Source organism: Stenotrophomonas testudinis (assembly GCF_024499815.1).
Classification (GTDB): Bacteria; Pseudomonadota; Gammaproteobacteria; order Xanthomonadales; family Xanthomonadaceae; genus Stenotrophomonas.
Map to the genome: position 1 here is coordinate 143,829 of NZ_JAMOKY010000005.1, position 17,733 is coordinate 161,561.

The 17,733-nt window shown below is 65.5% G+C and carries 20 protein-coding genes; 7 read left to right on the plus strand and 13 right to left on the minus strand.

The window, feature by feature from the left end:
- Positions 1-39 precede the first annotated feature (39 nt).
- Complete coding sequence (gene speD, locus NQ204_RS05325) at positions 40-834, minus strand: adenosylmethionine decarboxylase (protein ID WP_006473908.1); 795 nt, start codon at positions 832-834, stop codon at positions 40-42.
- 149 nt (positions 835-983) lie between these two features.
- Between speD and crp the strand changes: the two genes are divergently transcribed.
- Positions 984-1,673 (plus strand): cAMP-activated global transcriptional regulator CRP, encoded by a 690-nt coding sequence (gene crp / locus NQ204_RS05330; RefSeq protein ID WP_079225401.1) that lies wholly within the window; start codon positions 984-986, stop codon positions 1,671-1,673.
- Between the two features lie 94 nt (positions 1,674-1,767).
- Positions 1,768-2,529 (plus strand): sulfite exporter TauE/SafE family protein, encoded by a 762-nt coding sequence (locus tag NQ204_RS05335; protein ID WP_116862774.1) that lies wholly within the window; start codon positions 1,768-1,770, stop codon positions 2,527-2,529.
- Positions 2,530-2,615: 86 nt separating this feature from the next.
- On the opposite strand, the gene NQ204_RS05340 is transcribed toward NQ204_RS05335, so the two are convergent.
- From NQ204_RS05340 to NQ204_RS05370, 7 genes are all read right to left on the minus strand, one after another.
- Complete coding sequence (locus NQ204_RS05340) at positions 2,616-3,332, minus strand: haloacid dehalogenase-like hydrolase (protein ID WP_116862775.1); 717 nt, start codon at positions 3,330-3,332, stop codon at positions 2,616-2,618.
- Positions 3,329-4,123: an indole-3-glycerol phosphate synthase TrpC gene (gene trpC, locus NQ204_RS05345; protein WP_116862776.1), complete on the minus strand. Its 795-nt coding sequence runs from the start codon at positions 4,121-4,123 to the stop codon at positions 3,329-3,331. The genes NQ204_RS05340 and trpC overlap by 4 nt, the downstream gene beginning before the upstream one ends.
- A 74-nt stretch (positions 4,124-4,197) precedes the next feature.
- Positions 4,198-5,229 (minus strand): anthranilate phosphoribosyltransferase, encoded by a 1,032-nt coding sequence (gene trpD / locus NQ204_RS05350; protein WP_116862777.1) that lies wholly within the window; start codon positions 5,227-5,229, stop codon positions 4,198-4,200.
- 16 nt (positions 5,230-5,245) lie between these two features.
- Entirely contained in the window at positions 5,246-5,833 is a 588-nt protein-coding gene (locus NQ204_RS05355) for an anthranilate synthase component II (RefSeq protein ID WP_116862778.1), read from the minus strand.
- A 2-nt stretch (positions 5,834-5,835) separates the two neighbouring features.
- Positions 5,836-6,606 carry an SIMPL domain-containing protein gene (locus NQ204_RS05360; protein WP_256643278.1) on the minus strand — a complete coding sequence of 257 codons (771 nt, stop codon included), beginning with the start codon at positions 6,604-6,606 and terminating at the stop codon, positions 5,836-5,838.
- A 67-nt stretch (positions 6,607-6,673) separates the two neighbouring features.
- Positions 6,674-8,164, minus strand: a complete 1,491-nt coding sequence (gene trpE, locus NQ204_RS05365) for an anthranilate synthase component I (protein ID WP_256643279.1) — start codon at positions 8,162-8,164, stop codon at positions 6,674-6,676.
- Between the two features lie 177 nt (positions 8,165-8,341).
- Positions 8,342-10,735: a Tle-like phospholipase domain-containing protein gene (locus tag NQ204_RS05370; RefSeq protein ID WP_488192341.1), complete on the minus strand. Its 2,394-nt coding sequence runs from the start codon at positions 10,733-10,735 to the stop codon at positions 8,342-8,344.
- A gap of 91 nt (positions 10,736-10,826) precedes the next feature.
- Between NQ204_RS05370 and NQ204_RS05375 the strand changes: the two genes are divergently transcribed.
- From NQ204_RS05375 to NQ204_RS05385, 3 genes are read left to right on the plus strand one after another with little or no spacing between them, the layout of a single operon-like run.
- A complete protein-coding gene (locus NQ204_RS05375; protein WP_256643281.1) occupies positions 10,827-11,699 on the plus strand; it encodes an ankyrin repeat domain-containing protein in 873 nt (290 codons plus the stop codon).
- Between the two features lie 11 nt (positions 11,700-11,710).
- A complete protein-coding gene (locus tag NQ204_RS05380) occupies positions 11,711-11,887 on the plus strand; it encodes a hypothetical protein (protein WP_256643282.1) in 177 nt (58 codons plus the stop codon).
- Between the two features lie 59 nt (positions 11,888-11,946).
- On the plus strand, positions 11,947-12,573 hold the full coding sequence (locus NQ204_RS05385; protein ID WP_256643283.1) for an ankyrin repeat domain-containing protein: 627 nt from the start codon (positions 11,947-11,949) through the stop codon (positions 12,571-12,573).
- Positions 12,574-12,581: 8 nt separating this feature from the next.
- Here the strand turns inward: NQ204_RS05385 and yegS are convergent, their stop codons facing one another.
- The 5 genes from yegS to NQ204_RS05410 all read right to left on the minus strand — a co-directional run bounded on the left by yegS (position 12,582) and on the right by NQ204_RS05410 (position 15,916).
- Positions 12,582-13,514 (minus strand): lipid kinase YegS, encoded by a 933-nt coding sequence (gene yegS, locus NQ204_RS05390; protein ID WP_256643284.1) that lies wholly within the window; start codon positions 13,512-13,514, stop codon positions 12,582-12,584.
- 258 nt (positions 13,515-13,772) lie between these two features.
- Entirely contained in the window at positions 13,773-14,360 is a 588-nt protein-coding gene (locus NQ204_RS05395; RefSeq protein ID WP_256643285.1) for a hypothetical protein, read from the minus strand.
- Positions 14,361-14,386: 26 nt separating this feature from the next.
- Positions 14,387-14,866: a GNAT family N-acetyltransferase gene (locus NQ204_RS05400; protein WP_116862805.1), complete on the minus strand. Its 480-nt coding sequence runs from the start codon at positions 14,864-14,866 to the stop codon at positions 14,387-14,389.
- 12 nt (positions 14,867-14,878) lie between these two features.
- Positions 14,879-15,556 carry a ribulose-phosphate 3-epimerase gene (gene rpe / locus NQ204_RS05405; RefSeq protein WP_256643286.1) on the minus strand — a complete coding sequence of 226 codons (678 nt, stop codon included), beginning with the start codon at positions 15,554-15,556 and terminating at the stop codon, positions 14,879-14,881.
- Positions 15,557-15,586: 30 nt separating this feature from the next.
- On the minus strand, positions 15,587-15,916 hold the full coding sequence (locus tag NQ204_RS05410) for a J domain-containing protein (protein WP_079223907.1): 330 nt from the start codon (positions 15,914-15,916) through the stop codon (positions 15,587-15,589).
- A 141-nt stretch (positions 15,917-16,057) separates the two neighbouring features.
- Here NQ204_RS05410 and NQ204_RS05415 point away from each other — a divergent pair, with 141 nt between their 5' ends.
- Positions 16,058-16,984: a phosphoribosylaminoimidazolesuccinocarboxamide synthase gene (locus NQ204_RS05415; RefSeq protein WP_165835666.1), complete on the plus strand. Its 927-nt coding sequence runs from the start codon at positions 16,058-16,060 to the stop codon at positions 16,982-16,984.
- 152 nt (positions 16,985-17,136) lie between these two features.
- Positions 17,137-17,622 carry an Mpo1 family 2-hydroxy fatty acid dioxygenase gene (locus NQ204_RS05420; RefSeq protein ID WP_256643287.1) on the plus strand — a complete coding sequence of 162 codons (486 nt, stop codon included), beginning with the start codon at positions 17,137-17,139 and terminating at the stop codon, positions 17,620-17,622.
- Positions 17,623-17,733: the final 111 nt, after the last annotated feature.

The following is a 17,733-nucleotide window of genomic DNA, read 5'->3' on the forward strand; positions in this document are numbered from 1 at the left end:
CGCCTGGGTGGCGATGCCGGGGGGCATCGCACACGGGTCTTACTCGGACAGGTTGCGGCCGTGGAACAGCTCTTCGATCTCGCGCTTGAGCAGCGCTTCGATCTTCATGCGTTCCTTGAACGACAGGTTCTTGGCCTTTTCCTCGAACAGGTACTGGTCCAGGTCGAAGTCCTTCAGGTGCATCTTCGTGTGGAAGATGTTTTCCTGGTAGACATTGACGTCGAACATCTCGTAACGCGACTTGATGTTCTTGGCCAGGAAGTTCTGGATCGAGTTGATCTTGTGATCGATGTAGTGCTTCTTGCCCTTCACATCGCGAGTGAAGCCACGGACGCGGTAGTCCATGATCACGATGTCCGATTCCAGGCTCTCGATCAGGTAGTTCAGGGCCTTCAGCGGCGAAATGACGCCGCAGGTGGCGACGTCGATGTCAGCGCGGAACGTCGCGATACCTTCCTGCGGATGGGTCTCCGGGTAGGTGTGGACAGTGATGTGGCTCTTGTCCATGTGCGCGACCACGGCGTCGGAGATCAGCTCCTTGCCGGCCTGCTTCTTGTCGATCACCGGCTCTTCGGAGATCAGGATCGTCACCGACGCACCCTGCGGATCGTAGTCCTGGCGGGCCACGTTCAGGATGTTCGCGCCGATGATCTCGGCAACATCGGTCAAGATTTGAGTCAGCCTGTCGGCGTTGTACTCTTCATCGATGTATTCAATGTAACGCTGACGCTCCTCTTCGGTGCGCGCGTAACACACGTCATAGATGTTGAAGCTCAGCGCCTTGGTGAGGTTGTTGAAACCCTGCAGCCTCAGGCGAGGCAACGGCTTGACCACGGCGGTCGATTCCTGTGTAAGAAGGGAAAGAGTGAATTATGGGGCAAAGTGTCCCCGGGGGGAACGTGAAGAGCTCACGACTCTGGCACACTATTTGCCCTTAACAGGAGCGCTGGTTAAGCTCCGCCATCGATCCTGTGAATCCGTTCATGCGCAGAGGGAGCGCCCCTATCGTGTCAACCGTGCGCCTAGCTAGCAGCCCATTGGCCTTGGACATCGCCACAATCGACCGCTTTCTGGCTCACAGCCACAGGCGGCGGTACCCCACCCGGACTGACGTCTTCCGCCCTGGAGATCCGGCGGGGACCCTGTATTACGTCATCAGCGGCTCGGTTTCGATCATGGCCGAGGAAGATGACGACCGCGAGCTGGTGCTGGGCTATTTCGGCGCAGGCGAGTTCGTCGGTGAGATGGGCCTGTTCGTGGAGTCGGACCGCCGCGAGGTGATCCTGCGCACGCGCACCGCATGTGAACTGGCCGAAATCAGCTACGAGCGCCTGCACCAGCTGTTCCTGGGCCCGCTCTCGGCCGACGCTCCGCGCCTGCTGTATGCGCTGGGCCAGCAGATCTCCAAGCGCCTGCTCGATACCAGCCGCAAGGCCAGCCGCCTGGCGTTCCTGGACGTGACCGACCGCATCGTGCGCACTCTGCACGATCTGGCCCAGGAGCCGGAATCGATGAGCCACCCGCAGGGCAGCCAGCTGCGCGTCTCTCGCCAGGAACTGGCACGCCTGGTCGGCTGCTCGCGTGAAATGGCCGGCCGCGTGCTGAAGAAGCTGCAGACCGACGGCCTGCTGCATGCCCGCGGCAAGACCGTGGTGCTGTACGGCACCCGTTGATCGATGCGTGTCCGCCGGGCATCGCCCGGCGGCTCCGCGGACATGCGACCTGCAATCGCACGCCCCGCACACGCGCATCCGCTAGGCTCGGTGCATGGAACTGAGCAGCGAATTCTGGTGGTTCATCCTCATCGGCCTCGGCGCCCAGCTGGTCGACGGCGCACTGGGCATGGCCTTCGGCCTGGTGTCATCGTCGGTGATGCTGGCGATGGGCATCCCGCCGGCGCAGGCCAGTGCGGCCATCCACACCGCCGAAGTGTTCACCACCGGCGCCTCGGGTGTGTCACATCTGGTCGCCGGCAATGTCGATAAACGCCTGTTCTTCCGCCTCGCCATTCCCGGCGCGGTGGGCGGTGCAGTGGGCGCCTACGGGCTGACCCAGCTGCCGGGTGACGTGATCCGCCCGCTGATCTACCTCTACCTGCTGGTGCTGGCCATCATCATCCTGGCCCGCGCTGCCGGTCGGCTGATGCCCAAGGGCGAGGTCAAGCGGGTGCCCGTGCTGGGCTTCGTGGCCGGCTTCCTCGATGCCAGCGGCGGCGGTGGCTGGGGGCCGGTGGCGACCTCCACCCTGCTCGCCCGGGGCGGCCAGGCACGCACCACCATCGGCACGGTGAACGCGTCCGAGTTCGTGGTGACCCTGACGGTGTCGGCCACTTTCCTGATGTCGATGGGCCTGCATCACCTGCAGATCGTGGCCGGCCTGCTGATCGGCGGCATGATGGCCGCACCGGTGGCGGCGCTGCTGGTGAAGCGGCTGAAGGAGCGCTGGGTGCTGATTGCGGTGGGCGTGCTGGTGCTGGCCATCAGCCTGTTCCAGATCGGCCATGCGCTGACCGGGTATCTGGGGCGGTGATTGATCGCCGGGCATGGCCCGGCGCTACCAATTCGGCGGGGGTAGTGCCGGCCGCTGGCCGGCAGATCCGTCATCGTGCGATGGGGTCAGGCCTTCTCGCCGCCGCGGTCCACGCAACCCCAGTTGAGGATGCGGGTGCCGGCCGGCAGCACGCTGCGGAAGAACGCAACCTTGCCCGGCTTCGGGTTCACCACCACCGGGGCCTTGGCCGCCAGCAGCAGCGGCAGGTCGGCGGTGCTGTCCGAATAGGCAATGTCGATCTGGCCATAGCCGCGTTCGCGCAGCATGCGCATCTTTTCTTCGTTGTGGCAGTGCCGGGTCGGGCCGACCCCGCCCAGGCGCGGGCCGACCTCGGTGCCGATCACCGGCACGTCCTGGTGGGCCACGAAGCCCAGGATGGCGCGCGCCAGTTCCGGCGGTGCGCCGGTGGCGACCACCACGCGGTCCCCCTGGGCCCGGTGCGCGGCGAACACCTCCAGCGCCTGCGGCAGCAGCTTGGCGCGCATCTGCGCCTCGTTGCGCAGCACGTAGGCGTCGATGACCTTGTTGAAGTCACGCGCCCGGTGCAGGCCGAAGCTGCCGATCCACACATAGACCGAAATGCCGGCACGACGGGTCGGCAGCATCGCCACCATCGGCCCGGCGATCGGCGTCACCAGCAGCGCGGCCAGCATGCGCAGGGGATTGCGCTTGATCAGCGAGGCGAACAGGTGGGTGCCCGAATCGCCGTCGTAGAGGGTGTGGTCGAAGTCGAAGACCACCAGCGGCGCATCCTCGCGCGGCGTTGGATAGTGCGTTGTCATGCCGCGAAGAATAGCTGACGCAGGCCCTCGCCCGGCTCTTCCACGCGCATGAAGGCCTCGCCGACCAGGAACGCATGGATGCCGGCGTCGCGCATCAGGGCCACGTCCTGCGGGCCGAGGATGCCGCTTTCGGTCACCAGCAGGCGGTCGCGCGGCACGGCTTTCTGCATGTCCAAGGTGGTCTGCAGCGAGACCTCGAAGGTGCGCAGGTTGCGGTTGTTGATGCCGATCATCGGCGCCGGCACCTGCAGTGCGCGCTCCAGTTCGTCGATGTCATGCACTTCCACCAGCACGTCCATGCCCAGCGACAGCGCCAGTTCGGACAGGGTGGCCAGCTGGGTGTCGTCCAGCGCGGCGACGATCAGCAGGATGCAGTCGGCGCCCAGTACGCGCGCCTCATAGACCTGGTAGGCGTCGATCACGAAGTCCTTGCGCAGCACCGGCAGCGTGCAGGCCTCGCGGGCCTGCTGCAGGTAGGCATCGGCGCCCTGGAAGAAATCGACGTCGGTCAGCACCGACAGACAGCTGGCGCCACCGAACTCGTAGCTGACGGCGATGTCGGCCGGGCGGAAGTCCGGGCGGATGACGCCCTTGGACGGGCTGGCCTTCTTCACCTCGGCGATGACCGCCGGGTCGCCGTTGGCCACGGCCGCCTGCAGGGCGCGTACGAAGCCACGGACCGGCGGGGCAATGGCCAGGGCGGCCTGCAGCGCCTCCAGCGGGCGCTGGGCGCGGCGCTGGGCCACTTCTTCGGCCTTGCGGGCCAGGATCGTCTGCAGGATGTCGCTCATCGTCGTCGGTTCAATGCGGGGGCGGTGAGGACGGCCATTATCGGCCATCGGGTGGGTCAGGCTGAACCGCGCGCTCAGGCAACCAGCGCGCGGGTGGTATCAACGTACTGCTGCAGGCGCTGGCGGGCGCTGCCATTGGCGATGGCGGCGCGGGCGCGGGCCAGGCCGTCGCCGATGTCGCTGGCCACGCCGGCCACGTACAGGGCCGCACCGGCGTTCAGGGCGACGATGTCCAGCGCCGGGCCCGGCATGTTGTCCAGCACCGCGCGCAGCATCTGGATGGACTGCTCGGGGCTGTCCACGCGCAGGTTGCGGCTGGCCGACATGGCGATGCCGAAGTCTTCGGGGTGGATCTCGTATTCGCGCACCTTGCCGTCGCGCAGCTCGCCCACCAGGGTGCCGGCGCCCAGCGAGATCTCATCCATGTTGTCGCGGCCCCAGACCACCATCGCGCGCTCGGTGCCCAGTTCGCGCAGCACGCGCGCCTGGATGCCCACCAGATCGGGATGGAACACGCCCATCAGCACCGACGGTGCGCTGGCCGGGTTGGTCAGCGGGCCGAGGATGTTGAAGATGGTGCGCACGCCCATCTCGCGACGGACCGGCGCCACGACCTTCATCGACGGGTGGTGGATCGGCGCGAACATGAAGCCGATGCCGGTCTTCTCGATCGCCGCGGCCACCTGCGCCGGCTGCAGTTCGATGGCCGCGCCCAGCGCTTCCACTGCATCGGCGCTGCCGGACTTGGACGACACGCTGCGGTTGCCGTGCTTTGCCACGCGCGCACCGGCGGCGGCGGCGACGAACATCGCGCAGGTGGAGATGTTGAAGGTGTGCGAGCCATCGCCACCGGTGCCGACGATGTCGACCAGGTGGGTGGTATCGGCCACCGGCACCGCCAGCGCGAACTCGCGCATGACCGTGGCCGCCGCGGCGATCTCGTCGATGGTCTCCTTCTTCACCCGCAGGCCGGTGAGGATGGCGGCGGTCATCATCGGCGAAACGTCACCGCGCATGATCTGCCGCATCAGGTCGACCATTTCGTCGAAGAAGATCTCGCGATGCTCGATGGTGCGTTGCAGGGCTTCCTGGGGGGAGAAGCTCATCGGAATACTCCTTGGATCAGGCAGCCGGGCGCTGCAGGAAATTGCGCAGCAGCGCGTGACCATGCTCGGTGAGGATCGATTCGGGATGGAACTGCACGCCCTCGACCGGGAACTGGCGATGGCGCAGGCCCATGATCTCTTCGATCGAGCCATCCTCGTTCTCGGTCCACGCGGTCACTTCCAGCGCGTCGGGCAGGCTGTGCTTGTCCACCACCAGCGAGTGGTAGCGGGTGGCCTGGTAACCGTCCGGCAGGCCGGCGAACACGCCCTTGCCTTCGTGCCGGATCGGTGAGGTCTTGCCGTGCATGATGTTGCCGGCGCGGATGACCGTGCCGCCGTAGACCTGGCCGATGCCCTGGTGGCCCAGGCACACGCCGAGGATCGGCGTGGTCGGGCCCAGCCGCTGGATCAGCTCCAGCGACACGCCCGCTTCGTTGGGCGTGCACGGGCCGGGCGAGATGACGATGCGCTCGGGTTTCTGCGCGGCGATCTCGTCCACGCTCATCGCATCGTTGCGCACCACCTTCACCTCGGCGCCCAGCGTCTGCAGGTACTGCACGAGGTTGTAGGTGAAGCTGTCGTAGTTGTCGATCATCCACAACATGGTCAGGTTCCGTCGCTTATCAGGAAAATGGCGTACACGTTTTCGGTGTAGGTGATGGGGCCGGCTTCGACCGACTCGCCCAGGCGGGAGCCCGTGGCCTCGATGCTGTTCACCGGCGCGGGCGGTGCGGGCGGCGTGACGATGTCGTCGGCGCGAGGCCAATTGCCCGCCTGCACGCCGTAGGCGAAGCTCGGCGCCACATCGGAAATGCTGTACAGGCCGCGCACGCTCGTTCCATAGGCCCTGGCCAGGCCCTGCGCGGACTCACGGGTCTGGGCTGCCGCCTCGCCCTTGAGTTCGCGGCGCAGCGCCACTTCACCTGAGTAGGTCGGTGCCATGCTGCTGACCTGCACGTTCTCGTTGGCCTTCAGCGCCCCCAGCACATCCTGCATCGCCTTCACGCTGGCAAAGCTGGCGCGCAGCTGGCGTGACACGCGGGTACCGATGAAGACCTGCCGGCTCTGCTCATAGCGCGTGGCGGGGCCGATGCGCAGGTTGTCCGCGCGCACGCTGCCCTCCACCGCTTTGTGCTGCTTGAACAGCGCCAGCACGCGGGCAACGTTGTCCTGTACGCGGCGGCGAGCGGCGTCGGCATCCATGTCGGTCTCTTCGATGTTCAACTGCAGGCCGAACCGGTCCGGCATCACCACGCGGCGCGCCTCGCCCTTCACCAGCAGGTGCGGCTGCGAGGGAATGGTGTTGGCCTGTGCCCACGCAGAGGGGGCCATCGTGGCCAGCAGCGACGACCACAGCAGAACGCTCAGCAGCTTCATGCGGTACTCCTTGTCTTGAAGGGAAACAGCGAAGGGTGCTGCGGCGCAAGCCACAGCACAGGGAAACTCACAGGCCCTTGGCGGCCTGGGCGACGGCGCGGAACAGCGCGCGGCCCTTGTTCATCGTCTCGTCCCATTCCTTGTCCGGGTCCGAGTCGTAGACGATGCCGGCGCCGGCCTGCACATACAGGCGGCCGTCCTTGATCACCGCGGTGCGGATCGCGATCGCGGTATCGGCATCGCCGTGCCAGCCGATGTAGCCGATGCTGCCGGCGTAGACATTGCGCTTGATTGGTTCCAGCTCGCGGATCACTTCCAGCGCGCGGATCTTCGGCGCGCCGCTGACCGTACCGGCCGGGAACGTGGCGCGCAGCACGTCGGCATAGCTCAGGCCCGGCTGCAGCTGCCCGGTCACTTCGCTGACGATGTGCATGACGTGGCTGTAGCGTTCGATCACGAACTGCTCGCCCACTTCGACGGTGCCGGCCTTGGACACGCGGCCGGCGTCATTGCGGCCCAGGTCGATCAGCATCAGGTGCTCGGCGCGTTCCTTCGGGTCGGCCAGCAGCTCGACCTCCAGCGCCTGGTCCAGCTCCGGCGTGGCGCCGCGCGGACGGGTGCCGGCGATCGGGCGCACGGTGACTTCGCCCACGCCGTCATCAGTATGTTGCAGGCGCACCAGGATTTCCGGCGAGGAGCCGACCACCTGCAGGTCACCGACATCCAGGAAATACATGTACGGCGACGGATTCAGTGCACGCAGCGCGCGGTACACATCCACCGGGCGCGCCTTGAACGGCACGCTCAGGCGCTGGCTGAGCACCACCTGGAAGATGTCGCCGGCGCGGATGTATTCCTTGCTGCGCTGGACCGCGTCGACGAAGCCTTCGCGGGTGAAACCGGAAACGAAATCGGACTCGTCCAGCACGTCGCTGGTCAGCGGTGCCGGATAGCCTGCACCCGGCGCACGCAGTTTGGCGGTCAGTGCATCCAGGCGGGCCTGGGCCTGCTCGAAGGCGCCTTCGACACGCGGATCGGCATGCACGATCAGGTACAGGCGGCCCTTCAGGTTGTCGAATACCGCCAGCTCATCGGAGTGCAGCAGCAGGATGTCCGGGGTACCAAGTTCGTCACGGCCGGCCGGCGGGGCCAGGCGTGGCTCGATGTAGCCGATGCATTCGAAGCCGAACCAGCCGACCAGGCCACCGGTAAAGCCCGGCAGGCCATCCAGCTTCGGCACCGAGTGGGCGCTGCGTAGCGCCTCGACCTCGGCGAAGGGATCGGCCACTTCGCGGGTTTCCAGCACCTGGCCGTCTTCACGCACGGTCAGGGTGTGGCCGTGGAAGGCGTACACGCGACGTGCCGGCAGTCCGATGATCGAGTAACGACCAAAGCGCTCGCCGCCTTCGACGGATTCAAACAGGTAGGTATTGGGGCCGTCGGCGAGCTTCAGATAGACCGAAAGCGGCGTGTCCAGGTCGGACAGCACTTCGCGGACAACGGGAATATGGGTGTGGCCTTCAGCGGCCTGCTGCTGAAACTGAGCGTGCGAGATCAAGACGACTTTCCTTCCGGGACACAGCGTTATGGGGACGGACGACGGCAACAGGCCACCATCGCCACCAACGGCGTGCGGAAGAAAGGGTATGCGGGGTCGTCAGGCTGGACACCCAATGACTGTATCGCAGCTTTGGCCGCAGGGAAACCCTTTGGCGACGGGCGGTTTGTCGCCGCCCTAGCCCATCCGCCGCGCCTGTTCCTGGCCTTCCTGCACCTGCTGCTGGGCCAGCGACACCCCCTGCGCCTGCTCGCGACTGGCGTTGATCGCGTCAATCTGGGCGGTGCTCGCGCTCAGCGGCTGGGCCATGCCCGCCGCCACCTCGACGTGGGCATGGCGGCGGTGCGCGGCGTTCAGGTCGGGCGTATCCACCGCGAAGGCGCGGCGGTGATCGTCGCTGAGCACCACGTGGGAAATGGACTCCAGCCCCTCGCGCTTGGCGTGCACGGCCAGTGCACCGGCGAGCTGGTCGCTCTGCACGTTCGGCACGCGGTTGTGGGCGGCATCCAGGGCGTGCACGCCGGTCTGTGCGCCATTGAACAACCGGTAGTCGGTGTGACCAGGGTCGTTGATGCCGGGCGCGCGCGCAGTGGGTTCTGCCGCCACGCCGGCGCGACGACCATCCTCCGGATGCTGCATCCGCTGGTGCTGCTCGACCAGCTTGCGGGCGGCGGCTTCCTGCTTGATCAGTTCCGAATCCAGGCTGGGGATGACGGTCGGATCCATGCCATGGCGGGCAGTCGCCTCGCTGAAGGCCGGCATCATGCCGCGGATGACACGTTCGGACTTGTCGAGGTTGTGCAGCCTCATTGCGTCCAACGGCAGGTTGCCGGTCGGCACGTGGGTCGCTGCGGCAGCCCCGATGCCCACCGCAGCACCACCCAGCGTGGACAGGGTAATCGGCGCCTTGGCGGTGATGCCCTTCAGCTGGGACGCCACCAGGTCATAGCCACGATCGACATGGGCGCCGGCGGTGGCGAACCCGTTCTGCAGCTTGCCGGCCACCCATTGGCCGTCGTGGCTGATGGCAGCGGCCACGCGTTCACCCGCCGCACGCGTGCTTGCCGCGTCGGCAACGGCCTGTTTCGTCGCGTGCTGCGCATGGTGCTCGCCGTGGTCACGGACAGCTTCGGCCTGCTTGGCAAGCCGGCCGGCGACGTTGTCCGCGCCCACCCGGTCAGCCACCCACGACAGTGCGGACAGGCCATGGGAGCGGGTCTGCGATTCGACGCGGTGCAGCGTGGCTTCGATGCTGCCGGTCAGTTCGCGCCCCGAAGCGATCACCGTACTGGTCGCCCGGGAGCTCACCTGCAGGCTGGTGGACCCCATGTTCACCACCTGGCCGATGACCATGCCTTCGGTCTTCAGTACGCGCTCGACACCATCTCCCACCTTGTCCAGCGCATGGGCAGTGACGGCGCCGGCCCGTTCGACCTGCTCGCCGGCCAGGCGACCGCCGCGCATGCCGTACGCCGTGGCGTGCAGCACGGTGGACAGCGGGCCAGCCAGTTCCGCCACCTGGCTGGGCGGCGCCACGTGCGGGCGATCGACGAGTGCCCCGTGCGCGTCGCGGGTCTTGGGCTCAAGCAACAGCTCGAGGCGCCCTGCCGCGAGCGGAATATCGCGCAGCGCCTGCTGGCCAGGCTGGCTCGCCAGTTGTTCGATGAACTGTGCAGCGGAGGTCTGCGCACCCGGGGGCAGCATCTCGCGCAGCTTTTCACCGACGACCTTCTGCATGGCCGGATCCTTCAGCACCATGCCCAGTTCGTTGGCAAGCACACCGTAGCCACGACGCTGCTGCTCGCTCAGGCGGTGCATGCCGTTCTGCACATCGTTCAGCACCTCACCGGTGGTCTGGTAGGTGTGCACGGACTGCTGCGTGTCGAAGGTCGGCAGGCCGTTGTCCTTGGCATAACGCGCCGGGGTTGCCGGATGCAGGCCGGCGGCGTTGAACGTGGTGGCACGTGCGCCGGTGACTGCGGACGCGGCGGAAGCCATGCCGCCGCCGAGGGAGTGGCCGGCGATTTCGAAGCCGCCGGGCAGACGACGGTTCATGGCTACGGCAAGTTCCATCGCGCGATCGTAATAATCGCTGCGCATGCCGATGCCCTGCTGACCGTTGTTGAGGAAATCCTCGCCGCCGGATTCACGTTTTCCATTGGGCGCCAGCGGGTCAAGAATTTCACCCGTGGACCCCTTGTAGACAACGACAGGTTTCGCATCCTCCCCGAAGACGCGCTTGTCGGGGATATAGATCTCGGCGCGGAATCCGGACTTCCTCGGCTGCAGCATTTCCTTGAGTTCAGCGTCCGAGATATTGATGCCAGCTTCGCGCAGCGCGTCGGGATCACTACTTGCGCGCACCCATCCTACCGGGGGCTTTCCCTCGTGCTTCGCTGACTTATACACGTCAGCAGCCAATCCTGACATTTCACGCGCATGGTACGTTTCCTGGAGGCGCTCAGCTTCCTTTTCGTTCCCACTGTCGCGCAATTGCTGCACGAGAATATTCTGCTCATTGACTGCGCGGGCACGCGCCTCGCTCTCCGAACCATTCATGGCAAACTCCATTGCACCTTGAAGTGCCGCTTGTTTCGCGGCACCTAGGGATTACCAGAACCTTTTGCTAGTGTCACGTCATCAGCGAATAGACAGGAAAAAAATGACCGTCATTTTTCACAATATGACGACAAAATTCCTCACAAGTGTGGCATGGATCACGCTTCTGCTTGTGACAGGGTGCTCTGGAACGTCTGCACACGGTGCCGATGGCTATTTCGAGGGAGCGGCATTACGGCTGGCCATTGCTGCTGAAAGCGGCGACGCCGATGCCATACGTCACCTCGTAAAGGACGAGGGCGTCAACCCGGACAAGGCGTTTTCAACGCGGGACGGAATTCCTCTGATCGCATGGCCGCTGCGGGCCCGCAACATCGAGGGACTCAAAGTATTGCTCGACGTCGGGGCAGACCCCAATGCGCGTGAGTCAAAGCAGATGAATGGAGAGCTGATCAGGTTCGACAACGCGATGGTCTACGCGGCCAAGATGGACGACCCTCGGTTCCTGGAATTGCTGCTGAAGCACGGAGGAGATCCCAACACACGAAACGTCAACAATGAAACGCTTCTCTTCCAAGCCTTCATCAGCGGGAACCAATGGAAGAATGTCCAGACCCTGGTCAAGAACGGCGCAGACGTGAATGGATCCAACCGCAGAAGCCTGGGAGACGACACCGTTCTGAGCTGGTACACGGGAAGAGGCGGATTTGACTACGCCTACTGGTTGCTGGAGCACGGCGCAGACCCCACCATTCCCGAGCAGGTATCGGAAAGTTCGGGCAAATCTGCTCGACGATTAATGGTCGAGGACATCTACTGGGAAATCACCACACCCGACAACCTGCCGTGGCAGAAGAAATGCCAGCAGTGGCTGATCGAACGCAACATTCCCCGCCCACCGATGCCCGAACACATCCGCAGGAAGCGCGAGGCCTTCAAATTCCCGAGCAAGGAAGAAGATATTCCGCTGCTGTAGGGAGATCAGACATGGACGTTCACCTCCGACGCTTCTTTGTACATCACGCCCTTCTGGCGGCAGCGCTGTTCCTGCTTTCGGGCTGCACACCACAGTCAACGCATGGTGCCAGCGATTACTTCAAGGGAAGGGCACTTGAGCTGGCCGTTGCCAGCGAGCAAGGGGATGCCGAGACGATCACGCGCTGATAAAGAACGAAGGAGTCAATCCCGACAAAGTCTTCGCTCGTGACGCTGGAATCCCCCTGGTGGCGTGGCCTCTTCGGGCGAAGAATCTTGATGGATTACGCGCTCTCCTGGACAACGGCGCAGATCCGAATGCACGCGCATACAAGACGGTGGATGGACGCAGGCTTGGTTACAACAATGCGATGGTCTACGCGGCAAAGATGGACGACCCTCGCTTCCTTGAGCTGCTGCTGAAGCACGGCGGAGACCCCAACACGCGCAACTCGGCGAATGAAACCCTGCTGTTTCAGGCTTTCGTCAGTGGAAACCAGTGGAAGAACATTCAGGTACTCATTGAGAACGGAGCCAACATCAACGAATCGAACCGAGGCCTGAAGGACGACACCGTTCTGAGCTGGTACACAGGAAGTGGCGCATTCGACTACGCCTACTGGTTGCTGGAGCACGGCGCAGATCCCACCATTCCCGAGCACGTATCGGAAAGTTCGGGAAGATCTGCTCGGCAATTGATGGTTGAGGACATCTACTGGGAAATCACCACGCCGGACAACCTGCCGTGGCAGAAGAAATGCCAGCAATGGCTGGCAGAGCGCAACATCCCCCGCCCACCTATGCCCGAACACATCCGCAGGAAGCGCGAGGCCTTCAAATTCCCGAGCAGGGAAGAAGACATCCCGCTGCTGTAGTTTCTGTATCAGCGGCCGGAAAGCAGGACGCAATCCACCGGCAGGTGCATCCGCACCCTGCCCGCCACGCATTCGATGCGGAAGCTGCGTGCCTGCACCGGTTCGCCGTCCAGGTTCAAGGTCAGCGGCTGCGGCGCGTCGATCTGCAGCCACGGCAGCTGCGCGCGTGTAGCCACGCGCTCCAGCGCCGCTTCCTTGCCACCGGTCAGCATCTGCCCAAGGGTGGCGGCGACTTCGCCGTCCAGTTCCGGCACCACGGTGACGTCCAGCAGGCCGTCATCGATCAGTGCCTGCGGGCACAGCTGCTGACCACCACCCGCCTGGCGGCCGTTGCCGATGCCCAGCGCGATGAACCCACCTTCCCACTGGAAATCCGGCCCGCTCAGGCGCGCGGTGATCGGTTCGATGCGCCCGAGCTTGGCGATACCGGTAATGACATACGCCAGACCGCCAAGCATCTTCTTCAAGCCCGCGTCGGTTTCCACCGTGACCTGGGTACCGAAGCCGCCGCTGGCGAGGTTGGCGCACCACCATGGCTTGCCGTCGGCATCGACACGCAGCAGATCCATCGGACGCGGCGTACTGCCGGCAATCAGTGCGAAGGCCTCCTGCGGCTCCACCGGAATGCCCGCAGCGGTTGCGAAATCGTTGGCGGTGCCCATCGGCACCAGCGCCAGCGAAGGCAGCGCCCTGGCCGGCTCGTCACGATGCGCCAACGTCTCGGCCACCGCGCTCAGCGTGCCGTCGCCACCGGCCGCTACGATAACGTCCACGCCGTGGTCGATGGCCTCGGCAACGTAGCGCTCGGCGTCACCGTCTTCCCAGGTCACCCGCACTTCCAAGTGCACGCCGCGTTCGCGCCAGTGGCCCACGGCCTCGCGCAGGTCGTCGTCGCCTGCGGACTTGCCGTTGAGGATCAGGCGCCAGCGCGGTGTGCTCATGCGGTGCTTCCAGGGAAAGGTGGCACAGGCTAGCAACCGCGCGTTCGGGACCAGTGAAAGGCGGTGGCAACCGTTCAGGTCAGGAAGTTGGGCTCGCCAATGTGGGATGTCATGCGGGTGTCATAGGCGGCCCGGAGAATGGAAGGCCATAGCAGGGACGACGGATGGAGGCAGGATCAGCCTCCCACGCATGCAGCAAGGCCACGCCAGTGTTTGGCGTGGCTTTTTTTTATCTGCTGAACGGCGCTGCATATCGGCTTACAGGTAGGCCTCGATGGGACTGTGCAGGAGGCAGCTGTCGAACGTCTCGATACTGCGCAACATCGCTTCATCGACTGCGTGCTGCTGCAGCAGTAGGGTGAGCGCCGGAATTCCAGTCACGAACCTGCGTTCCACCCGCGTCTGCGCGTCCTGCATGGCGTACTCGTAGTCGAAGCCATGGGTGGTCTCGGTGAAACGTGCGGCATGGGTGATCAAGCGCAGCTCGTAGATCTCTTGTTCGCCGGAAATGAAATGGGCGAAGCAGCGCAACCCGGTGCCCACCGAAGCCAGCCCCGCCGCCATCGGCCATCCCTTTTCGAGCGCTGCGAACGGCTGTGGTGGCGGCAACGGGTGCCGGCGGCGCCAAAGCACGAAGGCGCGCTCGACGTCATGACCGGCAGCCTGAAGATCGATGGCGGCCTCGGCGGCGCCCGATCCTGTGCGGTGCCTGTAGTCGGCCACGAGCTGATCAACCACCAGGGCGTGCGCCTGTAGCAGGTCACCGCCGGAAGCCTGCAGCGCCTGCCTGCAGACAGTAACCGAGGCCGGCAGCCGCTGGCGGAGCGCGGCAATGGCGTATTTCATCGGCAGGCCAGTCACCAGGACACGGTCTACCCGGCGAATGCCTTCAGCGCCTCACCTTCCAGCCGGTACACCGTCCACTCGTCCTGCGGCTTGGCGCCGGCAGCGGTGTAGAAGTCGATGGCCGGCGTGTTCCAGTCCAGCACCGACCACTCGAAGCGGCCGCACCCTTCAGCCACCGCCTGGCGGGCGATGTACTTCAGCAGCGCCTTGCCGGCGCCGACACCGCGCTTTTCCTGGCTCACGTACAGGTCTTCCAGGTAGATGCCCTTGCGGCCCAGCCAGGTGGAATAGTTGTAGAAGTACACCGCATAGCCGATGGCCTCGCCGTCGGCTTCGCAGACCAGCGCGCGGGCGGTGGCATCGGCGCCGAACAGGCTCTCGGCGATGCCGATCTCATCGGTCTGCACCGAATGCTCGGCCTTCTCGTAGATGGCCAGTTCGCGGATGAAATGCAGGATCAGGCCAGCATCGGCCACGGTGGCCGGACGGATGTTCAACACGGCCACCGTCGCCATGGCTCAGCCCCTCGCTGCGGCGACGTTCGCGCGCATCTGCGCGATCACGTCCTGGTAGCTGGTCTTGGCATTGAAGATGGCCGAGCCGGCGACGAAGGTGTCGGCGCCGGCGGCGGCGATCGCGCCGATGTTGTCGGCCTTCACGCCACCGTCGATCTCCAGGCGGATGTCCTTGCCGCCGGCATCGATCTTCTGGCGGACCACGCGCAGCTTGTCCAGCGCCGAGGGAATGAAGGCCTGGCCGCCGAAGCCCGGGTTGACCGACATCAGCAGCACCAGGTCCAGGTCATCCAGCACCCAGTCCAGGATGTCCACCGGGGTGGCCGGGTTCAGCACCAGGCCCGGCTTGCAGCCCAGCGAGCGGATCAGCTGGATGGTGCGGTGCGGGTGGCGACTGGCCTCCGGGTGGAAGCTGATGTAGGTGGCACCGGCCTCGGCGAAGTCCGGGATGATGCGGTCCACCGGCTCGACCATCAGGTGCACGTCGATCGGCGCGGTCACGCCGTGCTTGCGCAGGGCCTGGCAGACCATCGGGCCGATGGTCAGGTTGGGCACGTAATGGTTGTCCATCACGTCGAAGTGGACCCAGTCCGCACCGGCGGCCAGGACGTTGTCCACTTCCTCGCCCAGGCGGGCGAAATCGGCGGACAGGATGGACGGGGCGATGAGGCAGTTGGACATGGCCGGGGCCTTGGAGACGAGGGAAAAGGGTCAGCGCTTGCGCAGGGTCTTGATGCGGTCGTAGGCGGCGTTGATCCGCCGCGACTTCTGCTCGGCCTGCTGCTGCAGCTCGGGGGCCGCGCCGCCGAGCTTGTCGGGGTGGTACTGGGAAATGAGCTTGCGGTAGGCCCGCTCGACCTCGGCATCGGTGGCCTCGGAGGTCAGCCCCAGCTCCCGGTACGGGTTTTCCTTGTTCAGGCGGAACCAGTCCGAGTCGAAGGCATGGCCGAGCAGCAGGCCGATGACCGCCCCGAACAGCGGATTGGGCCGGAACAGCAGGGCCCCGGCGATGAAACCGAGCAGTTTTCCGTACCAGCGCATGGCGCTCCGGGGTCGGCCGACGAAATGGACGCTCATTTTACGTCACAGCGGGCCCGGACCGCTTTACACTAGGCCGCCCGCTGGTCAGCGGGCCCGCCGGGTCCGCTGGGCAGCCGTATCGACAACGCCCCAGGAGTGCCCGTGCCAACCACGCTGTTGCAATCCGATCTCCCCGGCCTGCCCTTGCGCCATCGCGGCAAGGTGCGTGATGTGTTCGATATCCCGCGTGAGCGGCTGCCTGCAGGGGCCCCACCGGGCGACTACCTGCTGATGGTGGCCACCGATCGCCTGTCGGCGTTCGACGTGGTCCTGCCCGACCCGATCCCGGGCAAGGGCGAGATGCTCTGCCAGGTGTCCAACTTCTGGTTCGCCAAGACCGCGCACCTGATGCCCAACCACCTGACCGGCATCGACGTGGCCAGCGTGCTGCCCGAGGGCGTGGACCCGGCTCTGTACGCCAAGCGCGCGGTGGTCACCCGCAAGCTGAAGCCGGTGCCGGTGGAGGCGATCGCCCGCGGTTACCTGATCGGCAGCGGCTGGAAGGACTACCAGCGCACCGGCAAGGTCAGCGGCATCGACCTGCCCGACGGCCTGCGCCAGGCCGAGCAGCTGCCCGAGCCGATCTTCACCCCGTCCACCAAGGCCGCCGTCGGCGACCACGACGAGAACATCGATTTCGATGCGATGGTCAAGCAGGTGGGCGCGGACCTGGCCGAGCGCGTGCGCGATGCCACCCTGCGCATCTACAAGTTCGCGGCGGACTACGCCCGCGAGCGCGGCATCATCCTGGCCGATACCAAGTTCGAGTTCGGTACCGATGCCGATGGCCGCCTGTACATCATGGACGAGATGCTGACGCCGGATTCCTCGCGTTACTGGCCGGCCGACGAGTACGAAGTGGGCACCAGCCCGCCGAGCTACGACAAGCAGTTCGTGCGTGATTACCTGGAGACGCTGGACTGGGGCAAGACCGCCCCGGGCCCGAACATCCCGGCGGAAATCATCGAGCGCACCCGCGCCAAGTACGCCGAGGCGCTGCAGCGCCTGGCCGGGATCAGCGTCGACTGATTGGCCCAGCGCCCCCGGCCGGAAGGTCGGGGGCGTTCTGCCTGGGGCGACCAGTGCGCCCGGATCCGCTGAACCCCGCGCTGCGCGCGATGGTCGACCCTACTGTGCGGACGTCCCCGCACCGTCCGGCCCGGCCGGAGTATGCTGGCGGCATGCAGACCACCACCCAGCTTGCGCGGCCGATCGACCGCTACTTCGCCAGCTATTCAGACGACCACCTCAACGTCATCAACCAGCGCATCCACGTGGTGGCGGTGCCGGCGATCCTGTGGTCGGTGGTGGCCCTGCTGTGGTGCGTGCCGCCGCTGATCACCTGGTTCCAGTACGGCATCTGGTCGGCCTTTGCGATGTTCAGCGCCTGGTGCTTCTACAACAAGCTGTCGCGCCCGCTGGGCATCGGCATGCTCATCCAGTTCTTCGTGTTCGGCTGCCTGTGCCGCCTGCTGGAGGCCGAGATCGGCCTGAACAGCCTGCGCTGGCTGGCGGTGGGCGTGTTCGTGGTGGCCTGGGTGGCGCAGTTCATCGGCCATACGTTCGAAGGCCGCAAGCCCAGCTTCCTGACCGACCTGACCTACCTGCTGATCGGCCCGGCCTGGGTGATGGCCAAGGCCTACCGCAAGCTCGACTGGCGCTACTGACCTCTCCTGCGGCGTCACTCTCCTTCGTTTCCTGAACGGGCACGTCCCGTCACCCCTGCTGCACGAACGACCTGCCAGCCTGCGATGCAAGGGCGGCACACGCCTGCCTGC